This window comes from uncultured Brachyspira sp., assembly GCF_944388875.1.
GTDB lineage: Bacteria > Spirochaetota > Brachyspiria > Brachyspirales > Brachyspiraceae > Brachyspira.
Window position 1 is genome coordinate 14437 of sequence record NZ_CALXKQ010000004.1, and the last position, 24341, is coordinate 38777.

Consider the following 24341-nt stretch of genomic DNA (forward strand, 5'->3'; position numbering starts at 1 on the left):
ATTTATGCCTCAAATTTTATTTTATTAGCTGCTGATATAATAATAGAAGCTAACCCAATAATAGTCATTGGTATTACAGCAAATATATATCTATATCCGCTATGAGGTGAATATAAAATAGTAATAAAAATAGTTGATATGCTTGAAGATGATATTGATAAAACTAAAATATTTAAATTTACAGAACCCTTCTTCTTTATTAAAAATATTATTGATAAAATAAAACATATTAATGATATTATAAAAAAATATACAGGCTTTATAAATAAAATATCAAAAATATTTTTTTCAAGAAATATTAAAAATTGTTTTTCTTGTTCAGTATATTTAACTGCAAGTTCATTTTTAGGTATAAACTCTGCTATTTTAGAACCATATAGATTATTATTATCAGAATCACTTCTTATTCTTTCTATACCAGGAAAAAACAATAATCCCTTTGCAAATATTAATTTATGATATATATATTCTTTAGGATATTTAAATACAATTTTTAACCAATATAATTTAAAATTATCTAAATCAGGTTCTAATAGATTATATCTGTTATCAGAATTCCAAATTAAATTATCTATAGTGTAATGAGAAAAACTAGATTTTATAGTTTCGAAATTTACTTTTTCACCGTATGCTGATTCAGGCAAAAGATCTTTATCTATTAAATAGCTTATGGATAGTATATCATGCAATGGTATATGCCATGTCATTCCTTTGTTTCTTCCTTCTGGTATTAAAGAAGGATATGCCTTATACACAAATACTAAAAATATACAAATACATATAAAAGATTTTATAAAATTAAATATATATTGTTTAGATAAAAAATTATAATTGCACTTTAACAAATATACATGCACCCAATAAATTAAAAATGGTGTTAATGTAACTATTGCTGTATGCGACCATAGGAAAGCAAATATAAATAGAAAACTTGTAATTAATAAAAATAAATTTGGAGATCTATATGAACCCAATTCCATAAATAGTATTATATTTAAATAAACCCAAATAAACATACTATAAGTATAATCTTTATGTAAATCTGGCAAGAACCACCATATATTTGAAAGAAATGTTAAAAAAATTAATAGAATAGAAAATAAACTTTTAGTTGTATTATAAACTGACATTATTAAAAATAATAAACCAATATACCATAATATTAAATTAATGAGGAAAAAATACCATACATGATTTCCAAATACTATATTTAAAATCCTAAAGAAAACAGATATGAAAACAGGAAAAATATGTGAAAAGTTTATTATTCCCAAAGATTGAGGAAGTATATTTGAAGAGAAATCTCCAAAAATATAATTGCCAGGAAAAAATAGATTAAATCTAAATATTATTTCTATAATAGAAAAAACTAAACATGTAATAATTAATATTATATATTTTATATCTTTTTCTTTAAATAAAGAAAAAGTATTTTTTAATGCATAATTAAAATATTTTTTTAATGTGATTTTATTATCTAAAGAATATAAAATTAAAATAATTTTCTTTACGTTATGAAATACTTTAGCAAAATATAATATAGGAATAATAATAAAGATAATAATGAAAATTGATATTATATTGCTTTTTATTTTTAAAATATAATCAACATTATCTATCTTATCAAACTCTATTTTTTCAGAAGAAATTAAATTACCAAAAGGACTTCCTTTATAAATATTAATTTCTTCAATAAAATCATTGTCTTTCAAAACTTTATTTGTGTCTATATAAACATTATAAATATCGCTATGCCTAAATACTTTATCATAATACTGAACTTTAAATCCATAGCTGTAATTAGTTATACTTTCATTTGTAAATATATAGTTTTTAATACCTTCTTCATCTAAGTTCCCATCTGCATTTATGAACTGATCTTTTATATACGATAAATTATTCAATTCTAAAGTTCTATTTATATGAGAAATATCAAATTTGAATTCACTTAAATATCCAATTCTTGCTTTTCTGCCAAGTATAGAAAGTGCTATAATAGATACAGCAGATATTATTATTAAAGATAAATATATTTTAAATAAAAATTTATTATTTTTCATAAACTGCTCCATAAAATAAAGAGCTGTTTATAAAATAATTTTTTGCAATGAGTATAAATTTATTTAAATGAGTATAAATTTCTTTAGAAGAGTAAAACTTGAGGTTTGTTTGTTTGTTTGTTTGTTTGTTTGTTTGTTTGTTTGTTTGTTTGCATATAATTTCCGATATTATATTTACGGTTAGTAGTATACCATAATTATCAAAAACAGTCAATAAATAATAATAAAAATCTATTAAAGCACTTTATATTTTAACAAAGTTTATACAATCATAAAAATCAGTTATTATTTTTGTAATGAATATATTATTTGAATTGTATGTTAACACTATTTTACTATTTTACAAATTGCCAATAAACTAGACCCAAATGGTAAATTAATTTTATTTAATAAATATTTTTCTATATGAAATATTTTATATAAAAAATAATTAGTTAATCTTGAATTCCCATATTCAAATTTTTTTCTATTAAAAACTTTATCTGCTATCCTTACCAAAGCAAATAATGGAAATAAAAAACAATTCATATATGATAATTTTTGTATTTCTAATCCGTTATCTTCTAAAACCTTTCTTAATCTTTTAGAATTATATCTTCTATAATGACCATAAAATATATCAGAATTACTAAATAACCATTGATATGCCGGAACTGTAATTATAATAGTAGCATTCTCTTTTATCAATCTTTTTACCTCTTGTAAAAATCTATTTTCATCTTCTATATGTTCCATAACATCTAAAAAAGTAACTATATCAAAACTATTATCTTTAAAATTATTATCAAAAATATCTATATTTAAAATATTATTAAATAGTTTTTTTGGATAACTAAATTTTTCTATACCAACAGCGTTTTTAATATATTGAGAACTATCTTTTAATAAATGTCCATTACCGCATCCAATATCTAGTAAACTGCAATTATTATGATCGCTAATATTTTTTATTATATATCTATAACAATTTCCCTTCTAACTCTAAACCACCATAGATTATCTTCTAAATCGTCTATATCATTATATGCTTTATCTTCCATAGCATACCCCAAAGAAATATAGTGATAATAAATATTTAGAATAGTATAATATTGTACTTGGCATAATTTATTTTCCTTTATTTTATTATAGAACAAAAATTAAATTATTTCAATTATTTGGTTTTTAAATCATAATAACCAAATACTACTCTTATTAATTGCACCATTATTTGTATGTTTCCAAAGAAATTTATTTTTGTAGGGATCTTTCCATTTTTAGGATACACTCTTGTTTGAGGTATTTCTATAACTTTATATCCCAATTTTGGTATAATATTTGCTAAATACCATTGTGATTCCCAACTTGTAAATATATCTCTAAAAATAGCTATTCTATCATCATCTATTATCTTCATTGAAAAACCTCTAAATGCTGACATTGTTTCAGTGTATTTAAAGCCTGAAGATAAAGATAATAATGGATTAGATATTAACTTTATTGCTAAGATTCTTGATAATGGTGTATTTTTATGATATCCTCCTTTCATAAATCTTGAACCTTGTACAAAGTCATAACCTTTTTCTAACATCTCTACAAATTCCATAGTTTGTTCCACACTATCTTTATTGTTTCCGTCTACTGTAACTATTCCTTTATATTTTTCATCAGATACTTTAGAAAATCCTGCTTTATAGGCATTAGCCTGACCTTTCATTCTAATTGTAAGTACTGCTCTTACACCTATATCTTTTAAAAAATCATCTTCTATAGAACCATCTGTACTTCCTGCATCTAGTAAAAATATATCTATTTTTTTTGGTATATCTTTATTTTTTAAACGATTAAGCTCTATTTTTATTCGTTCACCTTCATTCCATGTAGGTATTAAAAGACAATATTCATTTATTTTCTTAAAATATTCTTTATATTCATAATGAGGTATTTGTCTTTCCATTTTTAAAGCCCTTTGGATAATCTATCATTAATTAATATAAATCCTGTGTTGAAATCTTCATTTTTTATAAAATTAAATTTCATACCAGAACTATCCATATTTAGTTTATATACAAAATACTTTTGATTGTTTATATAAAAATCATAATCTGTAAATTGTACTCTATTATCTGTATATAATTTTTTATACTCAATATCTGATATAAAGTAAAAATCATAATCCAATCTTAAATAAATTTTATTAACATTATCTTTAAGAGCTAATATTAACCCTCCATTTATATTATTATCTATATTTGAAATAATACTTTTAGAATCCTTACTAATTTTTGAATTATTGCAAGCTATAATTGTATCATTTAGTGAATTATTAGTAACTTCTATTTGTGCCAAAAGCTGCCTAACTTGTTTCACATTTCTAGACCAGTAAACTGCATAATTCCAAGATTCATCTGAATTATAATTTTTAAAAAACAAATTAACAAATCTAATACCATTATCTTTTCCGTATGAGAATGTTTTCCACATATCTATATCATATACATAGTCTGAATTTACAGGAGTATAATATTGTGAGTGTATATTAGTTATCAAGATTTTTATTGATATAATAAATAGAATTATAAATAATATATATTTTAATATTTTTATATTAGGCAAAATATTAAATATATATCTTATCAATAGAAATATAGAAAAAATAAACAAAGAAACAGTAATAAGTCTGTCAGCCCCTCCATTTCTTAATGCTATAATAAAAACCAATGAAAATATAATTAATATTATATTAAGCATAAAATTAATTGTAACTATATTTTTAAATAATACTTTCTTATTTTTTATAATATATGTAAACAAAAATGAAGATAATATTATTATCAAAATTACTCCAAATAATGCCTTCTTAGTATAAGACGAATATATACTGCTTCCGCCAACAAATGCCATAATTGATCCGCCTGCATAAGAAAATATATATGTTGTTAATAAAGAATTAAATGCCATTGGTAATAATAATGAGAATAAAATAGTAAGAAAACATGACAAAACATACAAAATAAAATTATTTAATAAAATTTTTTCAATGCCATTAGTTCTTATAATATTATGCTTTACCATAAAAGTAATTACAGATAAAATAATAAAAAATACAGGTGTTATAATTTGGCTGTAAATAAGTAAATTTTTACTAATAACATTAATAAAAGCAGAAGATAACAGCATATCATTTTTAATTGCTATAGGAATAAATATATTGATTAATATTACAAAAATTGTTATAAATATTAATATATTTGAAATATTACCTATATTTTTATCTTCATTATAATAAAAATATTTATCTAAATTAAGCAGTATATAAATTATAAAAATACCTATAATCCATCCAGCTATCATAATTTTTGAAAGTACAGCAGCACCTACAAAAATACCAGATAAAATTAATAAAAGTTTATGTTTATTATCACATAAATTATCGGTGTTAGATGAAGATATGACAAAATAAAGAGATATAGATGCTAATAGTAAGCCTATACCCTCATACCTTATTACTGTGTTTAGACCATTACCAGCATCAAAAACAAATTTAGACATTGATAAAATAATTAATAATGATAAGCTAAAAATAAATATAACAAATCTATTTTTTACAATATTTTGAATTTGCATTACTCTAATAATATTTATATACATTATTGTAATGAATAAAAAAAATGATGATCTGCATATCATTAAAATATATTCTGTAAATTCAACAAATGATAAATATGGATTTAGACTGTTTTCTAATTCTGTTATATTAGATGCTGATATTATTTTAAAAATATTCCCTATTGGAATAAATATATATTTATATAATACTAACGGAATCATATTAGGATGTAAAAGATGCTCTGGAAATAAATTACTAGAAACTAATAATATATCTTTTGCATATATTTGAGATGAATCCCAAGCTCTATAGTATGGAGCAGATGAATAAATAGATTCATAAAATATAAATATGAATGGAAAAAAAATTAAAAATGCAGCTATATATATATTATTAGACCCTAAATCTTTTACTGTATTAAATTTATGTACCTTAATATGCTTATCAAAAAAGTTATTAAAAAATTCAATAATATAATTCATTATTGGGAATATAAGTTTTATTATAAGCGGAAGTAATATATACAATATTAGAATAGAATATAATATTATTAATAGTATAATAATAGATGCTTTTAATTTTAAAGTGTATTTAACATTATCTATCTTATCAGACTCTATTTTTTCAGAAGAAATTAAATTACCGAAAGGATTTCCTTTATAAATATTAATTTCTTCAATAAAATCATTGTCTTTCAAAACTTTATTTGTGTCTATATAAACATTATAAATATCGCTATGCCTAAATACTTTATCATAATACTGAACTTTAAATCCATAGCTGTAATTAGTTATACTTTCATTTGTAAATATATAGTTTTTAATGCCTTCTTCATCTAATATTCTATCTTTAGTAAAGAGTTCTTTTATATATGATAAATTATTTAATTCTAAAGTTCTATTTATATGAGAAATATCAAATTTGAATTCACTTAAATATCCTATTCTAGGCTTGTTTCCAAGTACAGAAAATAATATAGCAGCAGAAGATATTATTATTAATAATGGTATATATATTTTGAAGAATAGTTTATTGTTTTTCATAAACTATATCCAAAAATAAATAAGTAGATATTTGAAAATAAGATTTTTCTGCAACGAAGATAAATTTATTTAGAAGAATAAAATTAATGTTTGTTTGTTTGTTTGTTTGTTTGTTTGTTTGTTTGTTTGTTTGTTTGTTTGTTTGTTTTCATATAATTTCCAATATTATATTTACGCCTAACAGTATACCATAATTATCAAAAACAGTCAAATAGATAATAATAACAAAATCTATTAAAAGCCCTTTATATTTTGACAAAGTTTTATTTGCATGTATAATATTGAGCATGAATACAATTATAAAAATTTTTCTAATAATATCTATACTTTTTATGAATGGATGTTTAAACTTTTTCACAAACTCTTCCAGCAATAATAATAATGATGGAATCGATAAAAAGTATATAGGAACTTATATTGGAACAATAACAACAATAGAAAATAATAATATTCAGTCCCAAAACCAAGCAACAGTAATAGTAGGAAGCGGCGGATTTGTTCAAATTAGGGTATCAGGTTCAACTATGAATATTATGATTAATATATATAAAGAAGATATAATAAAGATATCGGATAATGTATATAAAGCATCGGCTACTTCAAGCGGTTATATATATAACTTCACTTTTTCATTTAATAATAATTTGATGAATCTCTATTTTACAAGAAATGATAATACAGTAAGCGATGGTAATTTGCAAAAATAATATTAATTATACTTTATATCCTCTGATTTATTTTTATAGAAATACACCATTAATGCTGCAGTAATTGTAAGAAACATACCTATTATTGAATATATATCTATTATTTCATTTAGAATAAATACGCTTAATAAATATGAAAATATTACGCCCATATAATTATAAATACTTATTCTTGAAACAGGAGCTTTTTTGTATGCTATTGTCAAAAAGAACTGACCAAGACCTGCAAATATTCCTATAAGCAAAAGCATAATTACTTGATAAAAATTAGGTGCAATAAAACTGCCTATAAAAAACAGTGAGAAAACGGTTGAAAACAGAGAAAAATAAAATATTATCAAAGCATTGCTTTCCTTTCCTTTTAAAAAACCTATAACAGCATAGGCAATACCAGCGAAAATAGCCGATGCTAATGCTACCAAAGCAGGCAATATATCAGAGTTCATACTCGGCTTTATAACTAGAATAGAACCAAATATTGCTATAAGCAATGCTATACATTGTATTTTTGATATCTTCTCTTTAATAATAATAAAAGCAAAAAAACTAGACCAAAATGGAGAAGTTCTTTGAAGTATTGAAGCATCAGCAAGAAGCATATTATTAGTTGCATAAAAATATGAAACTACCCCTAAATAACCAAAAAATGCCCTGCAAAATAATGCAAAGATATTATTTTTATTAGGAAATAATTTCTCTTTATTTTTTATAATTACTAATGTGCTTATAATCAATGTTACAAAATTACGGGCAAAAACCTGCTCCATAATAGGTATATTTTCACCTGATATTTTAACAATCATCTGCATAATACTAAAAGCCAAAGCAGAAAATATTATATATAATGAGGCTATTTTTATATTATTCATAAATTAAGAATTATATTACATAAAGAATATTATTTTATAAATACTTTTCTATCTCAGAAAATGCAACTCCAGCCTTCTCTTGTATATAAATATCAACTATTGAATTTGTAAAACTTGAAGGTGCAGGATTAATTTCAATAATTTTAGCCCTAGAATTCTTAGCTATATGCGGAATCTGAGCAGCAGGCATAACTTCTCCTCCAGTTCCTATAATAATGAACAAATCACTTTTCTGAGCATCTTCTATGGAGTTATTGAAATCAACAGCAGGCAGCTGCTCCCCAAAGAAAACGAAAGCAGGCTTTAAAGTAGCCGAACATTTTTCACATGAAGGAGGATCCATAGCTAGTATTTCTTTATCTATTTTGTATCTAGTTTTGCATTTCATACATACTGCATATTTAGCAGTACCATGAAGTTCATAAACTATTTTACTTCCAGCCTCTTGATGAAGATTATCAATATTCTGAGTAATAACGGAACGCATTATACCCATTTTTTCTAAATTAGCTAATACTATATGAGCTTTATTAGGCTTAACATCCGTAATAGGATCATAAAAAACCTTTTTAAGAGAATGCCAAGACTCCTTCTGATGCTTGACAAAATAAGAAATTTCGGCAAACTGACTTCCATGCTTCTCCCAAAGACCATCAGGACCTCTAAATGGAGGAACACCGCTTTCTACACTTATACCTGCTCCTGTAAAGGCAACAGCATATTTTGAATCTTTAATTGTTTGTGCTATTAATTTATAATCTGTCATAATATTTTATTATATAAAAAAAATTATTTTTTTCCAGTGTATATTAATATTTATTTAAATAATGATGTATAAATTATCAGACAGCATTATTAATGTTCTAATATTGTATATAATTTCGCATTTTATTATAATATTTTTTGTTGACACATTACTTTATCATGTTATAATATAACCATATATTTTTATTATTAAAATCAAAAAAAGATGTTGAGGATATATTATGATTAGCAGAACACAAATTATGCGTTTATTAAAATACAAAAACGCTTTAAGACGCATGAAAAGTTTCGGATTTATAAAAGCCTATTCTAATAATTTAGGAGATGCAATAGGTATTACTTCAGTTCAAGTAAGGAAAGATTTTTCACTATTTAATATCTCTGGAAATAAAAAAGGCGGATACAATATAGATGATTTACTAGAACAAATTGACAGCATATTAGGAAAACAAATATCACATAATATAATATTAATAGGCTATGGTAAAATAGGAAAAGCATTAGTTAATTATAGAGGATTTGAAAGCGAATCTATAAAAATTATTGCCGCATTTGATCATAATCCTGATAAGATAGATAGAAATGCACCTACTCCTATACTTCCTATAGAAGAATTAAAAGATTTTATAATAAATAACAAAATAGAAATAGCCATATTAACAGTACCTGACTTAGAAGCTCAGAGAATGTTTGATGTTATATGTAATGCAGGTATAAAAGGCGTTCTTAATTTTGCTCCTATTAAACTATTAGAAAGACCTGACTGCATAATTAATGATGTTAATATTGCAGATGAAATCGAATCTTTATTTTACTTTATCAATGATGTAAAAGAAACATCTTCTTCTTCTGCTAAAAAACATAAAGATAAAAGCGAAAAATAATATTAAAAAATAAAAAGAGATACTTCTTATAAGTATCTCTTTTTTGTATGTATATAAAATGCATTATTTATTATAAGTTAAGCTAGCCCTTGTCAATAAATCTATTACTTCAGCATTTCCATTTTCCATAGCATACATCAAAGCAGTTTTTCTAAACTTATCCAAAGTATTAAGATGAGCTCCGGCATTAACTAAATACTCTACAGACATATAATCTCCATTTTCAGCAGCAAACATTAAAGCTGTTTTACCATCATTATCTGCAATATTTAAATCAGCTTTAGCATTAATCAAAGCATTAATAGACTCACTTTTTCCAGAAACAGCAGCCCATATTAAAGCAGTTCTTCCATCTCTCATTTTAAAGTTAATACTAGCTTTTCCTATTAAGAGCGAAGATACAACATCAGTTAATCCCAATGTAGAAGCTAAAGCCAAAGGAGTAATATTTCCATAAGGACCATAAGATGCTGCTATATTGGCATCAGCACCATGCTCTAATAATATTTTAGCAACCTCATTATTTCCCTTAGCTATAGCATAAAATAAAGCATTAGCACCATACTCATTTATATAATTAACCTCACTTCCTCTGTCTAAAAGCAGTCTTACTATTAAATCATGGTTATTATAGGAAGCAACCATTAAAGGAGTCATATTATAATTAACTCCGTCATCATTTCCGCTTCTGTATGTACCGCTTAATTTTAAATCGGCATTAGCATTAACTATCATCTCTGCTATACTGTAATATCCCTTTCCTGCAGCCTGCAAAAGAGCTGTTGTACCATTATTCAATTTTATATTAGGGTTAGCATTCTTTGCAAGCAAATAAGATACTATATCAACATATCCTGCATCAGCAGCATAAGTTAAAGCTGTTTTTCCATGCACGCATGTAAGGTTAACATTGGCATTTTGGGATAACAAAAGAAGTACTATATCCTTATATCCCTTTGAAGCAGCTATTATTAAAGCATTATGCCCCTGATTATCTCCATAATCTATAAAATTGGAAATAGAGCCTTGAGATATTAATCTTTTTATGCCGTTGGTATCTCCTGTATTGGCATAGTCTAATAATTGATCCAATCTCCCTGTATTAACATTGGCTGTCTGAGCAAAAACTGTAAAAAATGTATTTAAAAATATTAAAATAAAAACTAAATAACGCATATCTAATTCTTCCTTAAAGTATAGAATTTTAGCTGTTATAAAATTTCGGAAATATATATATTAATTTTTAATAACTTTACAATTTATTTTCATTTATAACAGCATTAAAAATTGTTAATATAATACCTATAAAGTTCTCTTTTGGTAGAATACAAACTCACACCTTTTATAGGACTTATTTTTAAAGTAATTGTAGATATTTTAATTTTTTTTCTATTATTATTATCAGATATACTATAGAATTTATCTTTATTATCTTTATATAAATAACGCTCTTTCAAAGAATTTATTATATCAATAGTTATACCCTTATCATTTATACCGTTATTATAATACCGACTAACTTCATCACTATACTCCAAACTATAATCAATGTTATTATTATTTAATATCTTAAAAAAATTATTTTCTGTAAAACGGCTTGTAAATATTATAGATTTTAAATATTTATAATTATCTTCATTATTTATGATATCAGCCAATATATTATTATATTCTAATATTATTAAATCAGTATCCCTAGCACTTTCAATATTCTTTCTTTTGCATTTTGAAAATACATCTGCTATGCCTATTTGTTTATCTTCAAAAAGTTTTTTCTTTTTAATTTTGTTAGTGAGAAAATCTTTATTATCTTTTTTATAATCAATATCAAAACTATCAGCTATTATTTTCCAAAACTCGCTTCTTTTACTTGAATAATACCAAGCATTTTCTTTTTCCAAATCAGATAATCTTTCAAACTTTTCTATATTAGAAAAATTAGGCACAGGAAAAGTACCAAGTATTAAAACTTTCATTTTCTTTGGAAAGAAATTAATATCATCAAATACATGTTCTTCTATTTTATCCATCATTTATTTTTTTATTATCCATAAAATTAGGCAGCTTATTATTATTATAAATCCTAAAATACATGTAAGTATTCTAACTCCCATTTCTCCAAACATACTGTATACAGAAGCCATAAAATTAGAGCTATTGGGATTTAAAAGCCAATTCCATTTAAAAACAGCGGCTAAAATAAATAAAAGTCCTGCCAATGTTCCGAAAAGATAAGGAAATTTATTCATATTAATAAAACCAATAATTATAAATATTATAAAATCACCAAGACATCTGCAGTCCGAATCCTATATAAATGTCATTGATAGTAGGATAATTGCCTATTATATTCTTGTCTAAACTTTTAGGAAGCCTCAAAGCTAATAATAAATAAGGCTCTCCTGTAACTACATTCTGATACCCTGATACTGGAATGCTTGCATTAAATCCAGCCTTTAAAGCAGCAGAATGCATATAGTCATTGCAGTAATAAGCATATCTGTATGAGAGAGATGCAAAGAAATTATCAAAATATATATGGCTTAAATTAAACTGCGAATCCAAATATCCCAAAAGCTCAAAATCACCTGCCAAAAAATAATTACTTTCATATCTTTTATTTTTTACATAAGAATAAAACTCTTCTGGAGCTTGAACATATCTGCTTCCGAATATAGTTGAAGCTCCGTCAAATGTGGCTATGCTGTCAAAAGCATAAGAACCATAAAAACTAGCTCTGATAGGAACATATCTAGTTTGAAACTTAGCACTGAAATCAATAGCAAATTTATTGTATTTAATAGAATAAGTAGGATAAACTGTAATATCAATTAAATCATCTCTATACGGCTTATCAGTTCTTACTCTAAATAATAGTGATGCCCTAAGAGAAGCATTGAATGTCCATGAAGAATATTTCCAAGTAAATGCACTTGAGGTATTAGTCTGAGGATTAACAAACTCTGAAAATAAAGCCCCTGATACAGTAGGCTCTAATAAAAAACTAAGTTTGTCGCTTTCTGTATTAATAAGAAACTGCATTGCTATATATGTATTAAGCCTCCAATAGTTGTAAGTAGAATACACAACATCGCTTTTGAATCCGAAGTATAAAGGATAAAGCAGATTATATGATGTAAGAGTTAATTCTGTCTGCAGAAAATTGGAAGGTATATCGTATCCAAGCCAAATCTGAGCTATATTATCCATAGAAGGAGAAGCTATAACAGAAAGTATTCCAAGTCCATTAACTATAAATGGAAATGTATCATTTACCTGAGGCAAAGGCACCCACATAGCCCAAGGCTTAATATATTTAAAAGGATTATAATTGCCTAGCTCCATTTCTGGAGTAAAATCATATTCATTTATAGTTTTAGCCGTATATGTAAAATTTTTATTTTCAGACTCTGCATCTCTGTACTTCATAAGCCTGTCATATTCAGAGAATCTGCCTTTATAATAAATATCATTGCCTGCATATACTGGATTAAATACTCCGCCTGAAAAATCTTTAGTATAGAGCTTCATTGTATTGTTATTTAAATCTATTTCTCCAAGTTTATAGAATCTGTCATTATCATTATAAGAAAAAAGAAGTTTATTATTTGAATATCTTAAATACCTTACATAATTTAAAGTGCTGTCTTTGGTATCAATATACTTTAAAGATTTTGTATTATAATTAAATATTGCTATATGCTTAATTCCGCTTTCTGTAACTATCAATGCTATATTATCATCATCAATAACTGTAGGAAAGCTGTATCCAAAATTATCATTTGCAGGAAGTAAAATTTCTTTTTTATTGTTTTCATCTATATAAATTAAAACAGAATTATGCAAATCTTTAGATATACCTATAATACCGTTCTTGAAATATCTTGCATACTGCATATCAAACCATTTTCTTTTGGTTCTTGTTTTTTTATTCATATCATATTCTTTAACTATATATTTATAAAGCCCCGCATTATACATATAAGAAACTATTAATGCATTTCTTCCGTCCTTTGATATATCCAAACTCTCAGAGCTTCTGTCTATTAAAAACTCTAATTTCAAATCTTTTTTATTATTTTCATTGTTTCTTTTGTCTTTATAAGAATATAATGCTCCAATATCTCCGTCTATATAATAAACAGTATCTTCATAAGAATAAACATCATTAATAAAAGTTTCTTTATCATTCAGTATCAGGCTTTCACTTGGGTTAACATTTTCAAGTGCCAATGAATTTTGAAAATCAGACCATGCTTCTATAAACTTTATTCCGTAAACATCTTTAAAAGCTCCGTAAACTCCAGAATTATAAACAAGAAAAGAAAAATAGAATCTAGTCTGCATCTTTTTCCAAAACTCATTATACTTTTCCATTCCAAATCTATTTTGCAAATATTGTGAAAACAATCCTCCGTATTCATAATAAACATTTCCATAAGGGCTTTTAGTCCAAATATAAGAAGTCTGAATAGGTGTTCTAAAATTTCCTTCAAATATATCCTGTCTTAATCTCTGTCTTACCAGAGGATCATTAGCTCTTCCAAATCCTGTAAAACTTTCCATACTCACAGGTGCCCCCTCTATCATAAAAGGCATAGCATTAATATGCACAAAAGAAGCCCAGTTTCCCATTACTTTAGTTGCCGTACCTGTATTTTCAGAAGCCATAGATAATAAATGTGTAAGTTCATGTATGAATACGCTTTCAAAATTATTGCTGAAGCTTGTAAAATTTTCATCTAAATTGGTGTCATAAAGTATAAGGCTTGAATAAGGTATTATCATTGCCGCAGAATTAAACAAATTAAAATCAGGGGTTATAGTTATTGGTATTTTGCCTCTTACTGTGCTGTTTAATATTTTGGAATATTTTTCGTATATTTTATCAGCTGATTTTGCAAGGTTTTCTGCTGTTCTTCTTGATTCTATTGGAAAAATTATTTCAAACTTTTCTGTTTGTATAGTATACAATTTTCTAAATGGTTTAAAAGTCTGCGTATAGACATTCGCATAAAGTATAAATATAATTGCTAAAAATAAACAAAGTTTTCTCATATATAAATAATTGCTGTTAGTATATTATAATTTAACTTTTTTGCAATATAAATCAAAAATCAGAAAATTAAAAAATGATGGCTTTTAACTTTTAAAAGTAAAAAGAAAATATAATACATGAATAAAAATAATTACATACCCCACCCTTATAGATTTACTGCTTTTATAATAATTGCATTTTAATTAATTTTTATATCTAATTAAAAAAGCACACCCGCCCAAGTTTTTATTAGATTTTGAATTTTGATTAACGCACGGTGAATAAAATTTTATATATAATAAAATTTGAACTTCAAATAAATTTATATTTTTAATTTTGTTCTGCGTGCGGTATATTGTTATTATATAAATCTTATGTCAAATTTACTTATATAATTTCTCTTTTCAAATAAATCATCTTCTGTTACATTATCTATAACATAAATTAAAGATGATATTTTTACCGTCTTTTTTACTATATTGTTTAAATCTTCATTTATCTTTGTTATGATTTTATTATACTTGCTGATATAATCTTTTATATCTTTGGTATTTTCTATATCATTAGCAGCTTTATCAAAAAAGTCATTTATTTCTTTTACTTTATTTTGAGCCTCTAATTTTATATAATCTTCTTTAAATGTATTGGCGACATCTTCAAATGATTTTAATTCTTTATTTTTTGATAATTGTATTTGATTAATAAACATCTCTTTTATGTATTTAATATTCAAAGCAATTTTTAAATAATTCTCATCAGCAGTATTATCAGTATTTTCTGACGGTTCTTCAGTAGTTTTTTCTGAAGTATTGGCATCTGCCTGCACTAAATTGCCTGAGCTGTTTTTTTCATTTTCAATACTTGTGTAAATTCTATCAAATTCTTCTATAAAAGAAATGACCATTTTTTTTCAATATTACTCTTTAATGTTGAAAAGCTGGTGTATTGATTATTTTCTTCTATTATATTATTAATTAAAGATGAAGGTAATTTCATTATGTTATTTTGAACTAACCATTCTGATAAATATGAAAAACTATCCATATTAATAACTAGAGAATTCTCATCAAATTCTATACGCAAACCTTTTTTATTAGAATAATTATTAAAATTTAAATAATAAAATCCCATTTTAAGCATTGTTTCATATACTATTTCATCGTTATATTTTTTCTTTAATTGAAATTTATAAATCATAATACTTTTATACTCTCTTTTATGTTGTTTTATCATTATTATAACATATTTACAATTTATTTGAATAAGATTTTATACTGTTTTATGTCATTACTATTTTCTGTACTTATGCAGAGTAAAGTTGTTAGGTAAATAAAAAATGGCGGGGTATGTAATCAATATTTTTATTTTTTAACAATGTAAATTCCAAAAGAAATAAATATTAATCCTAAAACAGTATTTAATATATAAAGAATGCCCTCAGAAAAAGGAATTTTTATATTTCTTGGCTCATTAGGATCATACCATAAAGCTAATTTATCTCCCACCTTTCTAAAGGGATAATAGCTTTTTAATGTTGTATATAATGTTCCGTATTTATCAGTTTCATAGCTTATTAACATTGTATTTTCATATATAGTTTTTTTAGCTCTGTATATTCTTTTACTATTGTACTGTTCAACCGTGCATACTGTATGAATATAATTTTTTGTACCAATGAAAGAATACAATCCTATTACTCCCCATAAAGTAAGAAATATTCCAACGAAAAACATCATTATTTTTAATATTAATTTAGTCATATATTAAATTTATTCTATCACACAGAAAAATAAAATCAATTTAAAAAAACTTGATAAAAAATTTTTTTTGTTTATAATATGAAAACATTTTATAAATACCTTTATTTATATAGGGGAATGTGGGTGTAAATCCCACGCTGGCACGCAACCGTAAAGAATAGATATCATTAATTTTCTATCGAAGTCGGAATACCTAAAAATAAATAATCAAGTCGAGTGCACTAGGTTATGTATGCACTCCTTTATAAAATCGTTAGAATTTTTAAAAGGAGTTTTTTTATTGTGAAAAATATAAAAACTAAACTATTTTTTCTTATTGCAGTACTTTCATTTGCAGTATCATGCTCTAATCAAACAACAAGACCAGAGTTAAGTACAGAAAGCACTTCCAAAGTTTACGGATATAAAACTGTATATTACGGAAATAAAACATTTACTGATAATATCACTCAGGAAAAAATCGAAAGCCTATGGAAAGATATGATTAAAGATAAAACAGTATACGCAAACAGCAGCTATTCATCGGTAACAGGCAATTTTAAAAGCGATGCTAATTATTATGAAACAAAATGGAATAGCGGCAATACAGCAAGAACAGAATTCAGAAAATGCACATTAATTGAATATAATAATAAAGAATATATAGCAGGAATATACTGGGATAATCAAACTGGTATTGGAATGCAGGAGAGATACAGACTTATTGTAATAGATGAAAATGGCACTGAGCATGCTTGGTACGGAGGCGGCGGTAATGCTGATATGCTTCCTGATGATAATACTAAATGGGTTAAATATAACTTTATATTCGGATATATTAAATTAGATTAAGGAAAAATTGAATGAGAAAGTTTTTATTATTTATTATATTTACATTTATAATTGCATCATGTTCAAAATCCCCCACAAATCCAGTATCAAGAAGAGGGGAATATAAATTTCTCACTGATAATGATATTTTATCTCTTTCTTGGAGCGATAAAAGAAAGCAGAATTATTTTTACACTAACTGGATGAATACTTTTACAAATCAAACTATACTTCCAGCAGGAGTAACCAAAACAACAAGAACAACTGATTCAAAAGCAGCTTATATTGAAGACGGTCAAATTCTAGGCAATTTTATGCTTGCATCAGCTTTCAGAACAGGAGCTACGGTTAATCCTCCTACTGAAGATGATTGGAAAGGAATATTCAATCAATGGGGACCTTCAAAAACAGGTATTATAAATATAAATTAATTTAGAAAAATCGTGATAAACCTCAACTATAAAAAGGGGAATGTATTAATAAAAAGCATTCCCCAAATATTTATTAATCTAATTATGAAAAATATAAAAATATTAATAATAATTTTAACATTGTCAGTAAATATATTATACTCTCAAACATATTTAATAAAAGAACTTAAAGGCGGTATTTGGGTTACTTCGCAAGTGGAATTAACTAATAATATTAATACAAATATTCAAAAAGAAAGTAATACCAAACAACCTATAAAAGTTAATAGCAGAGTTATAACATCAGAAGAGATAGAGAGAATGGGGTATAATAATGCTCAGGAAGTATTAGCCAATCAGCCTGGATTTGTAAATAAGGGCAATTACATGGGCAATGAAGTTATTGATCCTGCTGGTGCTAATGGAGATAATATAAAGATATATGTTAATGGCATTCTTATGAATACAGCTAAAGGAAATGCTGATGCAGGAGTAGATTTAAGAAGAATACCTGCAAACTTAATAGAATCCATTGAAATAATAGGAAACTCCATTTATATAACAACAAAAACTCCTAATGAAGATATAACTTTAATATCATTAGCTTACGGAGCATACAACACTATAAGACCTTCCATACTTTTTTCAAGAAAAATAGATGATAATCAAATTTTTACTTTTACAGCTGATTCATATTACAGCGATGCTAATTACTATTATGATTTTACAAATATAGCAGGAAAAAGAATAAAAGGAAACTTTATAGACAACAGACAATTTATTATAAACTCATCTGCAAATTATAAATATATACTTCCAAATGATGATTATATAAATGTTTTTGCAAATGTATCATATTCTGATTCTGCCGCACAGTATCAGATACCTCCTATAAGCTATACAGATTCTTGGTTTACATTCACAACTTTAGCTTCTTCAATATCATACAATGGATTTTCAGATATTTTAGACTATAATATAAATCTCAGTTATTTATTTGATTCATTTGTAGACAGACCATATTTACAAAATGGAAAATTTGTATCGGATTATAAATCTCATGCTGTAGCTTTAAATGCATCTCTTAAAAGAATGGATGAGCTTATACCTAATACAATAACATTATACAATCAATTAACACCAGAATATAGATACGATATTTTAACAGAAGATACAAATGCTATAGAAACAAATTTTTATTATTATCCTCAAAGACATTCCATTTCTATAAAATATGATATGCAGTTTTCTTTCGGATACTGGGATGATTATACTCCTATATTTTCATTATTGCCTAGTATTAAATATGAATATCAAAATGAACAGTTTACAAATCATAAAAATAATAATTATTTAGCATATAATGCAGCATTTAATTTAAACTTCTATAAAGGATATAGTTTATACTTCTCATATTCAAGCGATTATACTTCTCCTACTTTCAATGATCTCTATTACGGTACATTCAGCAATCCTAATTTAAAACCAGAAAGCTATAATCAAATACTCACAAAATTAACTTTAGAACCTATAACCAATTTAACCATAGAAGCATACTATGCATACACGGTATACACAAATAAAATAGTTTGGTATAATGCTGTACCTGAAAATGTTGATTCTGCTGTTTCTCATATATTTAATTCAAGTATAGGATATAATATTCCTTTTCTTCAATTTCATAAAATAACGGCAAAACTAGGATATTCTTATCAGATTGCATATATGGGTAAAAACAAAATGCCTAAAATAGGGCTTCCAGAAAATGTTATAAGTGCATTATTAGGATATGACTTCATACCTAATTATAAAGTACTAAGTTCATTTTCTATAAATTTCATATACACATATTCTGCTCCAAGACCATTAACAGAAAATAAACCAATATATTACAGCGATATTTTTCATGATTTCAATATATCATTATATTCGATATGGTTTAATCATCTAATAGTATCGATGAATTTTAAAAATATTTTTAACAGAACTCCTCAGCTTTCAGCTTATTCAGTTGCAAAGCCTTTTACTTGGGAAATAGAATTAGGCTATAATTTCTAAAAGTTAAACTACCGCACGCAAAATGAAATTAAAAATATAAATTTTTTTGTTATATAAAAAAATTTTGTTCACCGTGCGTCAATCAAAATTTAAAATCTAATCAAAACTTGGGCGGGTGTGCTTTTTTAATGAAACAGCAAAATTAATTAGCATGCAATTATTATAAAAGCAGTAAATTTATAAGGGCGGGGTATGTAATTAATTTTTTTATTTTTACTTACATTTTCCCACCCTTTAGGCTTTCAATCTTATTTGTAATTTTTATGTTATTTTTCTTTTTTATTTTATTCTCTTTTTTTAACTGCCCGCTAAAACTATAGCATATTCACTATACAATAATTTTTTTAAACAAGTCTTATATGCAGAGTGTTAAAGTTTATCATATTTTTTATAAACGGAAAATGTCTTAATATACCTATAAATCCCCATCTATTTTTAAAATAGTCAGCATAATTATAGCTGTTTATAAATCTTATATGACTGCTTAATTTTTCTATATCTGACGGTATATCTAATCCCCATCTAAACACTGCATTTGTTTCTTTTACTGTTTCATGGAGTTTTGTATTTTTAGTAAAAATTTTAGGTATGGTATCAAATATAAAATGGCAGTTAACAAAATTTTCAGATAGTTTTTCAATTAGCTCTTTTATGTAATTTTCTTCTATATACATTAATACACCCTCAGATATTATTATAACAGTGCCTTTTACTTTAATATTTTTTATCCACCTGTAATCTAGTATAGATGATGATATGCATTCATAATTTTTATTATTTTCAAGTTCTATAAAAAATTGTTTTCTTAACAAAATAACATCTTCAAAATCTATATCATACCAATAAATATTATCTTTTATAAGCCTGCTTACTCTTGTATCAAGACCTGCTCCTAAATTTATAATAGTAAAACTTTTTGTTGTGCTTTTTTCAAAAATATCTTTTATTATATCATCTATTATTTTTGTTCTTACACATGTACCTACTTGGGTTCCTTTAGAGTTTTTGAACTTTGAAAAATCGTAATTTATTTCTTTTAATATTTCTATAGATTTATAATCTTTTATAATTGAATCTTCTCTTTTACTTTCTTCTGCTTTTGCCCATAAAGTAATTAATAGAGTTTCAGAAACTCCGTTTAAATCAATATTCATAATTACATCTCCTTTAAATGTTAGAATATTCTAACATTTTTGATTATATATGTTTTATATGTTTTTGTCAAATTCTTGAAATGAGAAATATATTTATATTTATTAATCTTTTTAAAATTTTTAGGAATTATTTTTTATTTAGTAATATTTGAAATTAAATATAGTTTTTAATTTTATAATTTATCTGCCGCACGCAGAATGAAATTAAAAATATAAATTTATTTGAAATTTAAATTTTATTATGTTTTTAAATTTTGCTCACCGTGCGTTAATCAAAATTTAAAATCTAATCAAAACTTGGGAGGGTATGCTTTTTTAAATGAAACAGCAAAATTAATTAGAATGCAATTATTATAAAAGCAGTAAATTTATAAGGGCGGGGTATGTAATTAATTTTTTTATTTTTACTTACATTTTCCCACCCTTTAGGCTTTCAATCTCATTTGTAATTTTTATGTTATTTTTCTTTTTTATTTTATTCTCTTTTTTTAACTGCCCGCCCAGTGTTTTTTAATTTTATAATTTATCTGCCGCACGCAGAATGAAATTAAAAATATAAATTTATTTTCAATTCTGATTTTTGTTATATAAAAAATTTTGTTTACCGTGCGTTAATAAATATTTAAAATCTAATCATAACTTATTTACAAAAATATTGGTAAATTTAATATAAAAATTGCAATTTTTTTATATTAAAAATTTTACTAACAGACTTTAAATAAAAAAATAATTTACATCTGCTTATAAAATTCATGTTCAGTGAAAAAAATAGTTTAGAAATATATACTAGCAGTAAATATTATGTAAATACATGTTTTTTAAGAATTTTGCCTTTTTATATAAAAATATTATATTTAAGTCATATTAAATAAACATAAGGGATAAAAATGAAAACTAAATTATTTTTAATACTAACTATTTTAATTTTTGCATACTCATGCAATAGTCCGTCAAATCCAACAAAAGCTAGTAATAATCAAAGCAATATTTCTAATAGCATAGAAAATAATGCAATGCATGATATAGCAAAATTGAATAGTAATGCTACAAAAATTGATGAACCTAATATAGAAGATAATTACAAGCCTTTAGCTGTATATGAAGGAAATGGAAAATATAGAATAAATGGTGTTGATTTTCCTAATGATGAAAATTTAAAAATAGAAATATATGATGATGGTTCTATAGATGTTATTAGAACAAAAAAATATTTCAGATTTGAACGTATTGATAAAACTGAAAAGGATATATATAAAGGCGAAGAATATTATAATGGATATAAACATACATTAGATATGACAGTTACAGGAGATAAAGCAAAAGTTTTATATACTATACAAGGCGACAATGAAAATTATTCTTTTGAATCTGAAAGTTTGGTAAAAGTAATAGAGTAAAATAAAAAAGAGGTAAAATACAATGAAAATAAAATTATTTATAATATTAACTATTTTAATTTTTGCAGTATCATGCAGTAAAAATTCAGCCACTAATCCTACATCTAAAAGCTACTTAGATAATTCTGTTAGCAAAAAATTAGAAAATTATGGAGATTCCGTTGTTAAAAATAATATTCCAATAGATGACGGTTCTGTAGAATATCATGGAATTGGAAAATACGTAATTAAAAGTTTAGATGATGCTATAACAACTAATCCTGAGAATGCAGAAATATATGTTGACATCTATAAAGATAAAAAAGAAGCCGTAATTTATATACCAAATAGATTTATATTCAGCAATCTTATATCAGTAAGCGGTAAAATAGATTCTCAAATAAATGATGATAAAGGGACATATATATTATCTATGACTGTAGGAGATAATGCTATTACAGATTTTAGCTTTACAATAAGAGGAAACAATGAAAAATATTATATAACGGCTGTTAGATTAGATAAAACTAAATGATAATTTTTTATTCTTGATATTAAATAATAAACTTGTTTCAAAACTAATTTTATATACTATCTTGCCAGCACTTTGAAACAAGTCTAATATATATTTACTATACTTGTATTTTAATCAATATCTAGTATTATAATAATATTCATTATTATTTGTTTAAGAGGTTTTTATGCCGAAAGTTTCTGTTGTTCTTCCTATATACAATGTAGAAAAATATTTGCCAAAATGTATAGATAGTATTATCAATCAGACCTTAAAAGATATAGAAATAATATGCGTTAATGACTGCTCTACTGACGGCTCTGAGAATATTATTAAAGAATATATGGAAAAAGATAATAGAATAAAGCTTATTAATCATGAAGAAAATCAGGGCTTAGGCTATGCTAGAAACAGCGGATTCAATGACAGCAATTCTGATTATGTTGCATTTATTGATTCTGATGATTTCGTATCAAATGACTATATAGAATATTTATATAATACTGCATTAAAATATGATGCTGATATAGTTTTTACAGATAATATATACACTGTTAATGATGCTAAAGGATATATAAAACCTTATTATCACAATAGATTGGATAAATGGAATAGAATATACAAAGATAATTGTTTTGAAGGAATAAGCAGTTTTAATGTTAATAAACCTGAGAAAGAAAATACTCCTGAATATCCTCTTGCTGTTGCTTGGAATAAATTATACAAAAAAAAGTTTCTTAAAAATAATAAATTATTATATTCCAAAGTAAGACTTGCTGAAGATATAGATATGTTTTACAGAATTTTAGCTAATAACCCAAAAATGTACTATAATCATAATGCAAAGTATTATTATCTTCAAAGAAGTACATCTCTTGCAGGTAATATTTCTCATACTTCAAAAATTCCTATTGCTATATTAGAAGTATTTTCAAATGTATTTAATTACTATAAAGAAAACAAAAATGAATTATTAATTGACTGCAATTATTATAATTTTTTATCTTTAATGCATACATTCAATAATTATAAAGCAGATAACAAAAATGAATTCTATACCAAATGCCATTATCTTATGAAAGAACTTGATGTTGAAATAGATAGAGAAAAGCATGCTTTTTATGCTTATTCCTGCTATGTTATGAAAACTTACGATGACTATAATGTTTATTTAGAGAAGATTGAATCTATAAAGAAAAAAGTTTTTGATATAGCTTGGTGGATACCTTCTATAACATTAAGAGAGAAATATAAAAAAATTAATTTAGATAAACTTGCAAATAAAAACTGGAAATAAGTTTACA

Annotated in this window: 22 protein-coding genes and 1 riboswitch; of the genes, 8 read left to right on the forward strand and 14 right to left on the reverse strand. The window is 24.8% G+C overall.

Annotated features, from left to right (window positions below):
* Window positions 1–2: 2 nt before the first annotated feature.
* The 4 genes from Q0J69_RS04660 to Q0J69_RS04675 all read right to left on the reverse strand — a co-directional run bounded on the left by Q0J69_RS04660 (window position 3) and on the right by Q0J69_RS04675 (window position 6692).
* Window positions 3–2060, reverse strand: coding sequence for a hypothetical protein (locus Q0J69_RS04660; RefSeq protein ID WP_297204751.1), 2058 nt, complete (start codon window positions 2058–2060; stop codon window positions 3–5).
* A 327-nt stretch (window positions 2061–2387) separates the two neighbouring features.
* The gene (locus tag Q0J69_RS04665) at window positions 2388–3014 is read right to left on the reverse strand and encodes a class I SAM-dependent methyltransferase (RefSeq protein ID WP_366030261.1); all 627 of its coding nucleotides are present in this window, start codon (window positions 3012–3014) and stop codon (window positions 2388–2390) included.
* 199 nt (window positions 3015–3213) lie between these two features.
* Window positions 3214–3996: a glycosyltransferase family 2 protein gene (locus Q0J69_RS04670; protein WP_297204753.1), complete on the reverse strand. Its 783-nt coding sequence runs from the start codon at window positions 3994–3996 to the stop codon at window positions 3214–3216.
* A 2-nt stretch (window positions 3997–3998) separates the two neighbouring features.
* A complete protein-coding gene (locus Q0J69_RS04675; RefSeq protein ID WP_297204755.1) occupies window positions 3999–6692 on the reverse strand; it encodes a hypothetical protein in 2694 nt (897 codons plus the stop codon).
* Window positions 6693–6979: 287 nt separating this feature from the next.
* Between Q0J69_RS04675 and Q0J69_RS04680 the strand changes: the two genes are divergently transcribed.
* Window positions 6980–7399, forward strand: a complete 420-nt coding sequence (locus Q0J69_RS04680) for a hypothetical protein (RefSeq protein ID WP_297204757.1) — start codon at window positions 6980–6982, stop codon at window positions 7397–7399.
* Window positions 7400–7401: 2 nt separating this feature from the next.
* Here Q0J69_RS04680 and Q0J69_RS04685 read toward each other — a convergent pair whose 3' ends face one another.
* Together Q0J69_RS04685 and Q0J69_RS04690 are read right to left on the reverse strand one after the other, a co-directional pair.
* Complete coding sequence (locus Q0J69_RS04685; protein WP_297204758.1) at window positions 7402–8268, reverse strand: DMT family transporter; 867 nt, start codon at window positions 8266–8268, stop codon at window positions 7402–7404.
* A gap of 34 nt (window positions 8269–8302) precedes the next feature.
* Window positions 8303–9034, reverse strand: coding sequence for an NAD-dependent deacylase (locus tag Q0J69_RS04690; protein WP_297204760.1), 732 nt, complete (start codon window positions 9032–9034; stop codon window positions 8303–8305).
* 220 nt (window positions 9035–9254) lie between these two features.
* Between Q0J69_RS04690 and Q0J69_RS04695 the strand changes: the two genes are divergently transcribed.
* Complete coding sequence (locus tag Q0J69_RS04695; protein WP_297204761.1) at window positions 9255–9917, forward strand: redox-sensing transcriptional repressor Rex; 663 nt, start codon at window positions 9255–9257, stop codon at window positions 9915–9917.
* A gap of 63 nt (window positions 9918–9980) precedes the next feature.
* Here Q0J69_RS04695 and Q0J69_RS04700 read toward each other — a convergent pair whose 3' ends face one another.
* The 7 genes from Q0J69_RS04700 to Q0J69_RS04730 all read right to left on the reverse strand — a co-directional run bounded on the left by Q0J69_RS04700 (window position 9981) and on the right by Q0J69_RS04730 (window position 16715).
* Window positions 9981–11093, reverse strand: coding sequence for an ankyrin repeat domain-containing protein (locus Q0J69_RS04700; protein WP_297204762.1), 1113 nt, complete (start codon window positions 11091–11093; stop codon window positions 9981–9983).
* 104 nt (window positions 11094–11197) lie between these two features.
* Window positions 11198–11947, reverse strand: coding sequence for a uracil-DNA glycosylase family protein (locus Q0J69_RS04705; protein ID WP_297204902.1), 750 nt, complete (start codon window positions 11945–11947; stop codon window positions 11198–11200).
* 3 nt (window positions 11948–11950) lie between these two features.
* The gene (locus tag Q0J69_RS04710) at window positions 11951–12166 is read right to left on the reverse strand and encodes an immunity 17 family protein (protein WP_297204763.1); all 216 of its coding nucleotides are present in this window, start codon (window positions 12164–12166) and stop codon (window positions 11951–11953) included.
* 34 nt (window positions 12167–12200) lie between these two features.
* A complete protein-coding gene (locus Q0J69_RS04715; RefSeq protein WP_297204764.1) occupies window positions 12201–14975 on the reverse strand; it encodes a TreP protein in 2775 nt (924 codons plus the stop codon).
* A 341-nt stretch (window positions 14976–15316) separates the two neighbouring features.
* Window positions 15317–15859: a hypothetical protein gene (locus tag Q0J69_RS04720; protein WP_297204765.1), complete on the reverse strand. Its 543-nt coding sequence runs from the start codon at window positions 15857–15859 to the stop codon at window positions 15317–15319.
* Window positions 15841–16152 carry a hypothetical protein gene (locus Q0J69_RS04725; RefSeq protein WP_297204766.1) on the reverse strand — a complete coding sequence of 104 codons (312 nt, stop codon included), beginning with the start codon at window positions 16150–16152 and terminating at the stop codon, window positions 15841–15843. Before Q0J69_RS04725 ends, Q0J69_RS04720 begins: the two co-directional genes overlap by 19 nt.
* Window positions 16153–16316: 164 nt before the next feature.
* On the reverse strand, window positions 16317–16715 hold the full coding sequence (locus Q0J69_RS04730; protein ID WP_297204767.1) for a hypothetical protein: 399 nt from the start codon (window positions 16713–16715) through the stop codon (window positions 16317–16319).
* Window positions 16716–16786: 71 nt separating this feature from the next.
* Window positions 16787–16931, forward strand: a riboswitch (cobalamin riboswitch).
* Window positions 16932–16997: 66 nt separating this feature from the next.
* On the opposite strand from Q0J69_RS04730, the gene Q0J69_RS04735 reads away from it, so the two are divergent.
* The 3 genes from Q0J69_RS04735 to Q0J69_RS04745 all read left to right on the forward strand — a co-directional run bounded on the left by Q0J69_RS04735 (window position 16998) and on the right by Q0J69_RS04745 (window position 19993).
* Entirely contained in the window at window positions 16998–17546 is a 549-nt protein-coding gene (locus Q0J69_RS04735) for a hypothetical protein (protein WP_297204768.1), read from the forward strand.
* Window positions 17547–17557: 11 nt separating this feature from the next.
* Window positions 17558–17956: a hypothetical protein gene (locus Q0J69_RS04740; protein ID WP_297204770.1), complete on the forward strand. Its 399-nt coding sequence runs from the start codon at window positions 17558–17560 to the stop codon at window positions 17954–17956.
* A gap of 84 nt (window positions 17957–18040) precedes the next feature.
* Window positions 18041–19993 (forward strand): TonB-dependent receptor, encoded by a 1953-nt coding sequence (locus Q0J69_RS04745; protein ID WP_297204772.1) that lies wholly within the window; start codon window positions 18041–18043, stop codon window positions 19991–19993.
* Between the two features lie 344 nt (window positions 19994–20337).
* On the opposite strand, the gene Q0J69_RS04750 is transcribed toward Q0J69_RS04745, so the two are convergent.
* A complete protein-coding gene (locus Q0J69_RS04750; RefSeq protein ID WP_297204773.1) occupies window positions 20338–21147 on the reverse strand; it encodes a class I SAM-dependent methyltransferase in 810 nt (269 codons plus the stop codon).
* An 887-nt stretch (window positions 21148–22034) separates the two neighbouring features.
* On the opposite strand from Q0J69_RS04750, the gene Q0J69_RS04755 reads away from it, so the two are divergent.
* From Q0J69_RS04755 to Q0J69_RS04765, 3 genes are all read left to right on the forward strand, one after another.
* On the forward strand, window positions 22035–22544 hold the full coding sequence (locus Q0J69_RS04755; RefSeq protein ID WP_297204775.1) for a hypothetical protein: 510 nt from the start codon (window positions 22035–22037) through the stop codon (window positions 22542–22544).
* Window positions 22545–22566: 22 nt separating this feature from the next.
* The gene (locus Q0J69_RS04760) at window positions 22567–23058 is read left to right on the forward strand and encodes a hypothetical protein (RefSeq protein ID WP_297204777.1); all 492 of its coding nucleotides are present in this window, start codon (window positions 22567–22569) and stop codon (window positions 23056–23058) included.
* 166 nt (window positions 23059–23224) lie between these two features.
* Window positions 23225–24334, forward strand: coding sequence for a glycosyltransferase family 2 protein (locus Q0J69_RS04765; protein WP_297204779.1), 1110 nt, complete (start codon window positions 23225–23227; stop codon window positions 24332–24334).
* Window positions 24335–24341: the final 7 nt, after the last annotated feature.

Excerpts from the sequence above, each read along its gene's own strand:
- Q0J69_RS04730 (WP_297204767.1), bottom strand. The coding sequence starts at position 16,715 with ATGACTAAATTAATATTAAAAATAATGATGTTTTTCGTTGGAATATTT.
- Q0J69_RS04690 (WP_297204760.1), bottom strand. The coding sequence starts at position 9,034 with ATGACAGATTATAAATTAATAGCACAAACAATTAAAGATTCAAAATAT.
- Q0J69_RS04755 (WP_297204775.1), top strand. The coding sequence starts at position 22,035 with ATGAAAACTAAATTATTTTTAATACTAACTATTTTAATTTTTGCATAC.
- Q0J69_RS04740 (WP_297204770.1), top strand. The coding sequence starts at position 17,558 with ATGAGAAAGTTTTTATTATTTATTATATTTACATTTATAATTGCATCA.
- Q0J69_RS04750 (WP_297204773.1), bottom strand. The coding sequence starts at position 21,147 with ATGAATATTGATTTAAACGGAGTTTCTGAAACTCTATTAATTACTTTA.
- Q0J69_RS04745 (WP_297204772.1), top strand. The coding sequence starts at position 18,041 with ATGAAAAATATAAAAATATTAATAATAATTTTAACATTGTCAGTAAAT.
- Q0J69_RS04670 (WP_297204753.1), bottom strand. The coding sequence starts at position 3,996 with ATGGAAAGACAAATACCTCATTATGAATATAAAGAATATTTTAAGAAA.
- Q0J69_RS04765 (WP_297204779.1), top strand. The coding sequence starts at position 23,225 with ATGCCGAAAGTTTCTGTTGTTCTTCCTATATACAATGTAGAAAAATAT.
- Q0J69_RS04660 (WP_297204751.1), bottom strand. The coding sequence starts at position 2,060 with ATGAAAAATAATAAATTTTTATTTAAAATATATTTATCTTTAATAATA.
- Q0J69_RS04710 (WP_297204763.1), bottom strand. The coding sequence starts at position 12,166 with ATGAATAAATTTCCTTATCTTTTCGGAACATTGGCAGGACTTTTATTT.
- Q0J69_RS04680 (WP_297204757.1), top strand. The coding sequence starts at position 6,980 with ATGAATACAATTATAAAAATTTTTCTAATAATATCTATACTTTTTATG.
- Q0J69_RS04720 (WP_297204765.1), bottom strand. The coding sequence starts at position 15,859 with ATGGTCATTTCTTTTATAGAAGAATTTGATAGAATTTACACAAGTATT.
- Q0J69_RS04695 (WP_297204761.1), top strand. The coding sequence starts at position 9,255 with ATGATTAGCAGAACACAAATTATGCGTTTATTAAAATACAAAAACGCT.
- Q0J69_RS04705 (WP_297204902.1), bottom strand. The coding sequence starts at position 11,947 with ATGGATAAAATAGAAGAACATGTATTTGATGATATTAATTTCTTTCCA.
- Q0J69_RS04685 (WP_297204758.1), bottom strand. The coding sequence starts at position 8,268 with ATGAATAATATAAAAATAGCCTCATTATATATAATATTTTCTGCTTTG.
- Q0J69_RS04675 (WP_297204755.1), bottom strand. The coding sequence starts at position 6,692 with ATGAAAAACAATAAACTATTCTTCAAAATATATATACCATTATTAATA.
- Q0J69_RS04725 (WP_297204766.1), bottom strand. The coding sequence starts at position 16,152 with ATGATTTATAAATTTCAATTAAAGAAAAAATATAACGATGAAATAGTA.
- Q0J69_RS04715 (WP_297204764.1), bottom strand. The coding sequence starts at position 14,975 with ATGAGAAAACTTTGTTTATTTTTAGCAATTATATTTATACTTTATGCG.
- Q0J69_RS04700 (WP_297204762.1), bottom strand. The coding sequence starts at position 11,093 with ATGCGTTATTTAGTTTTTATTTTAATATTTTTAAATACATTTTTTACA.
- Q0J69_RS04760 (WP_297204777.1), top strand. The coding sequence starts at position 22,567 with ATGAAAATAAAATTATTTATAATATTAACTATTTTAATTTTTGCAGTA.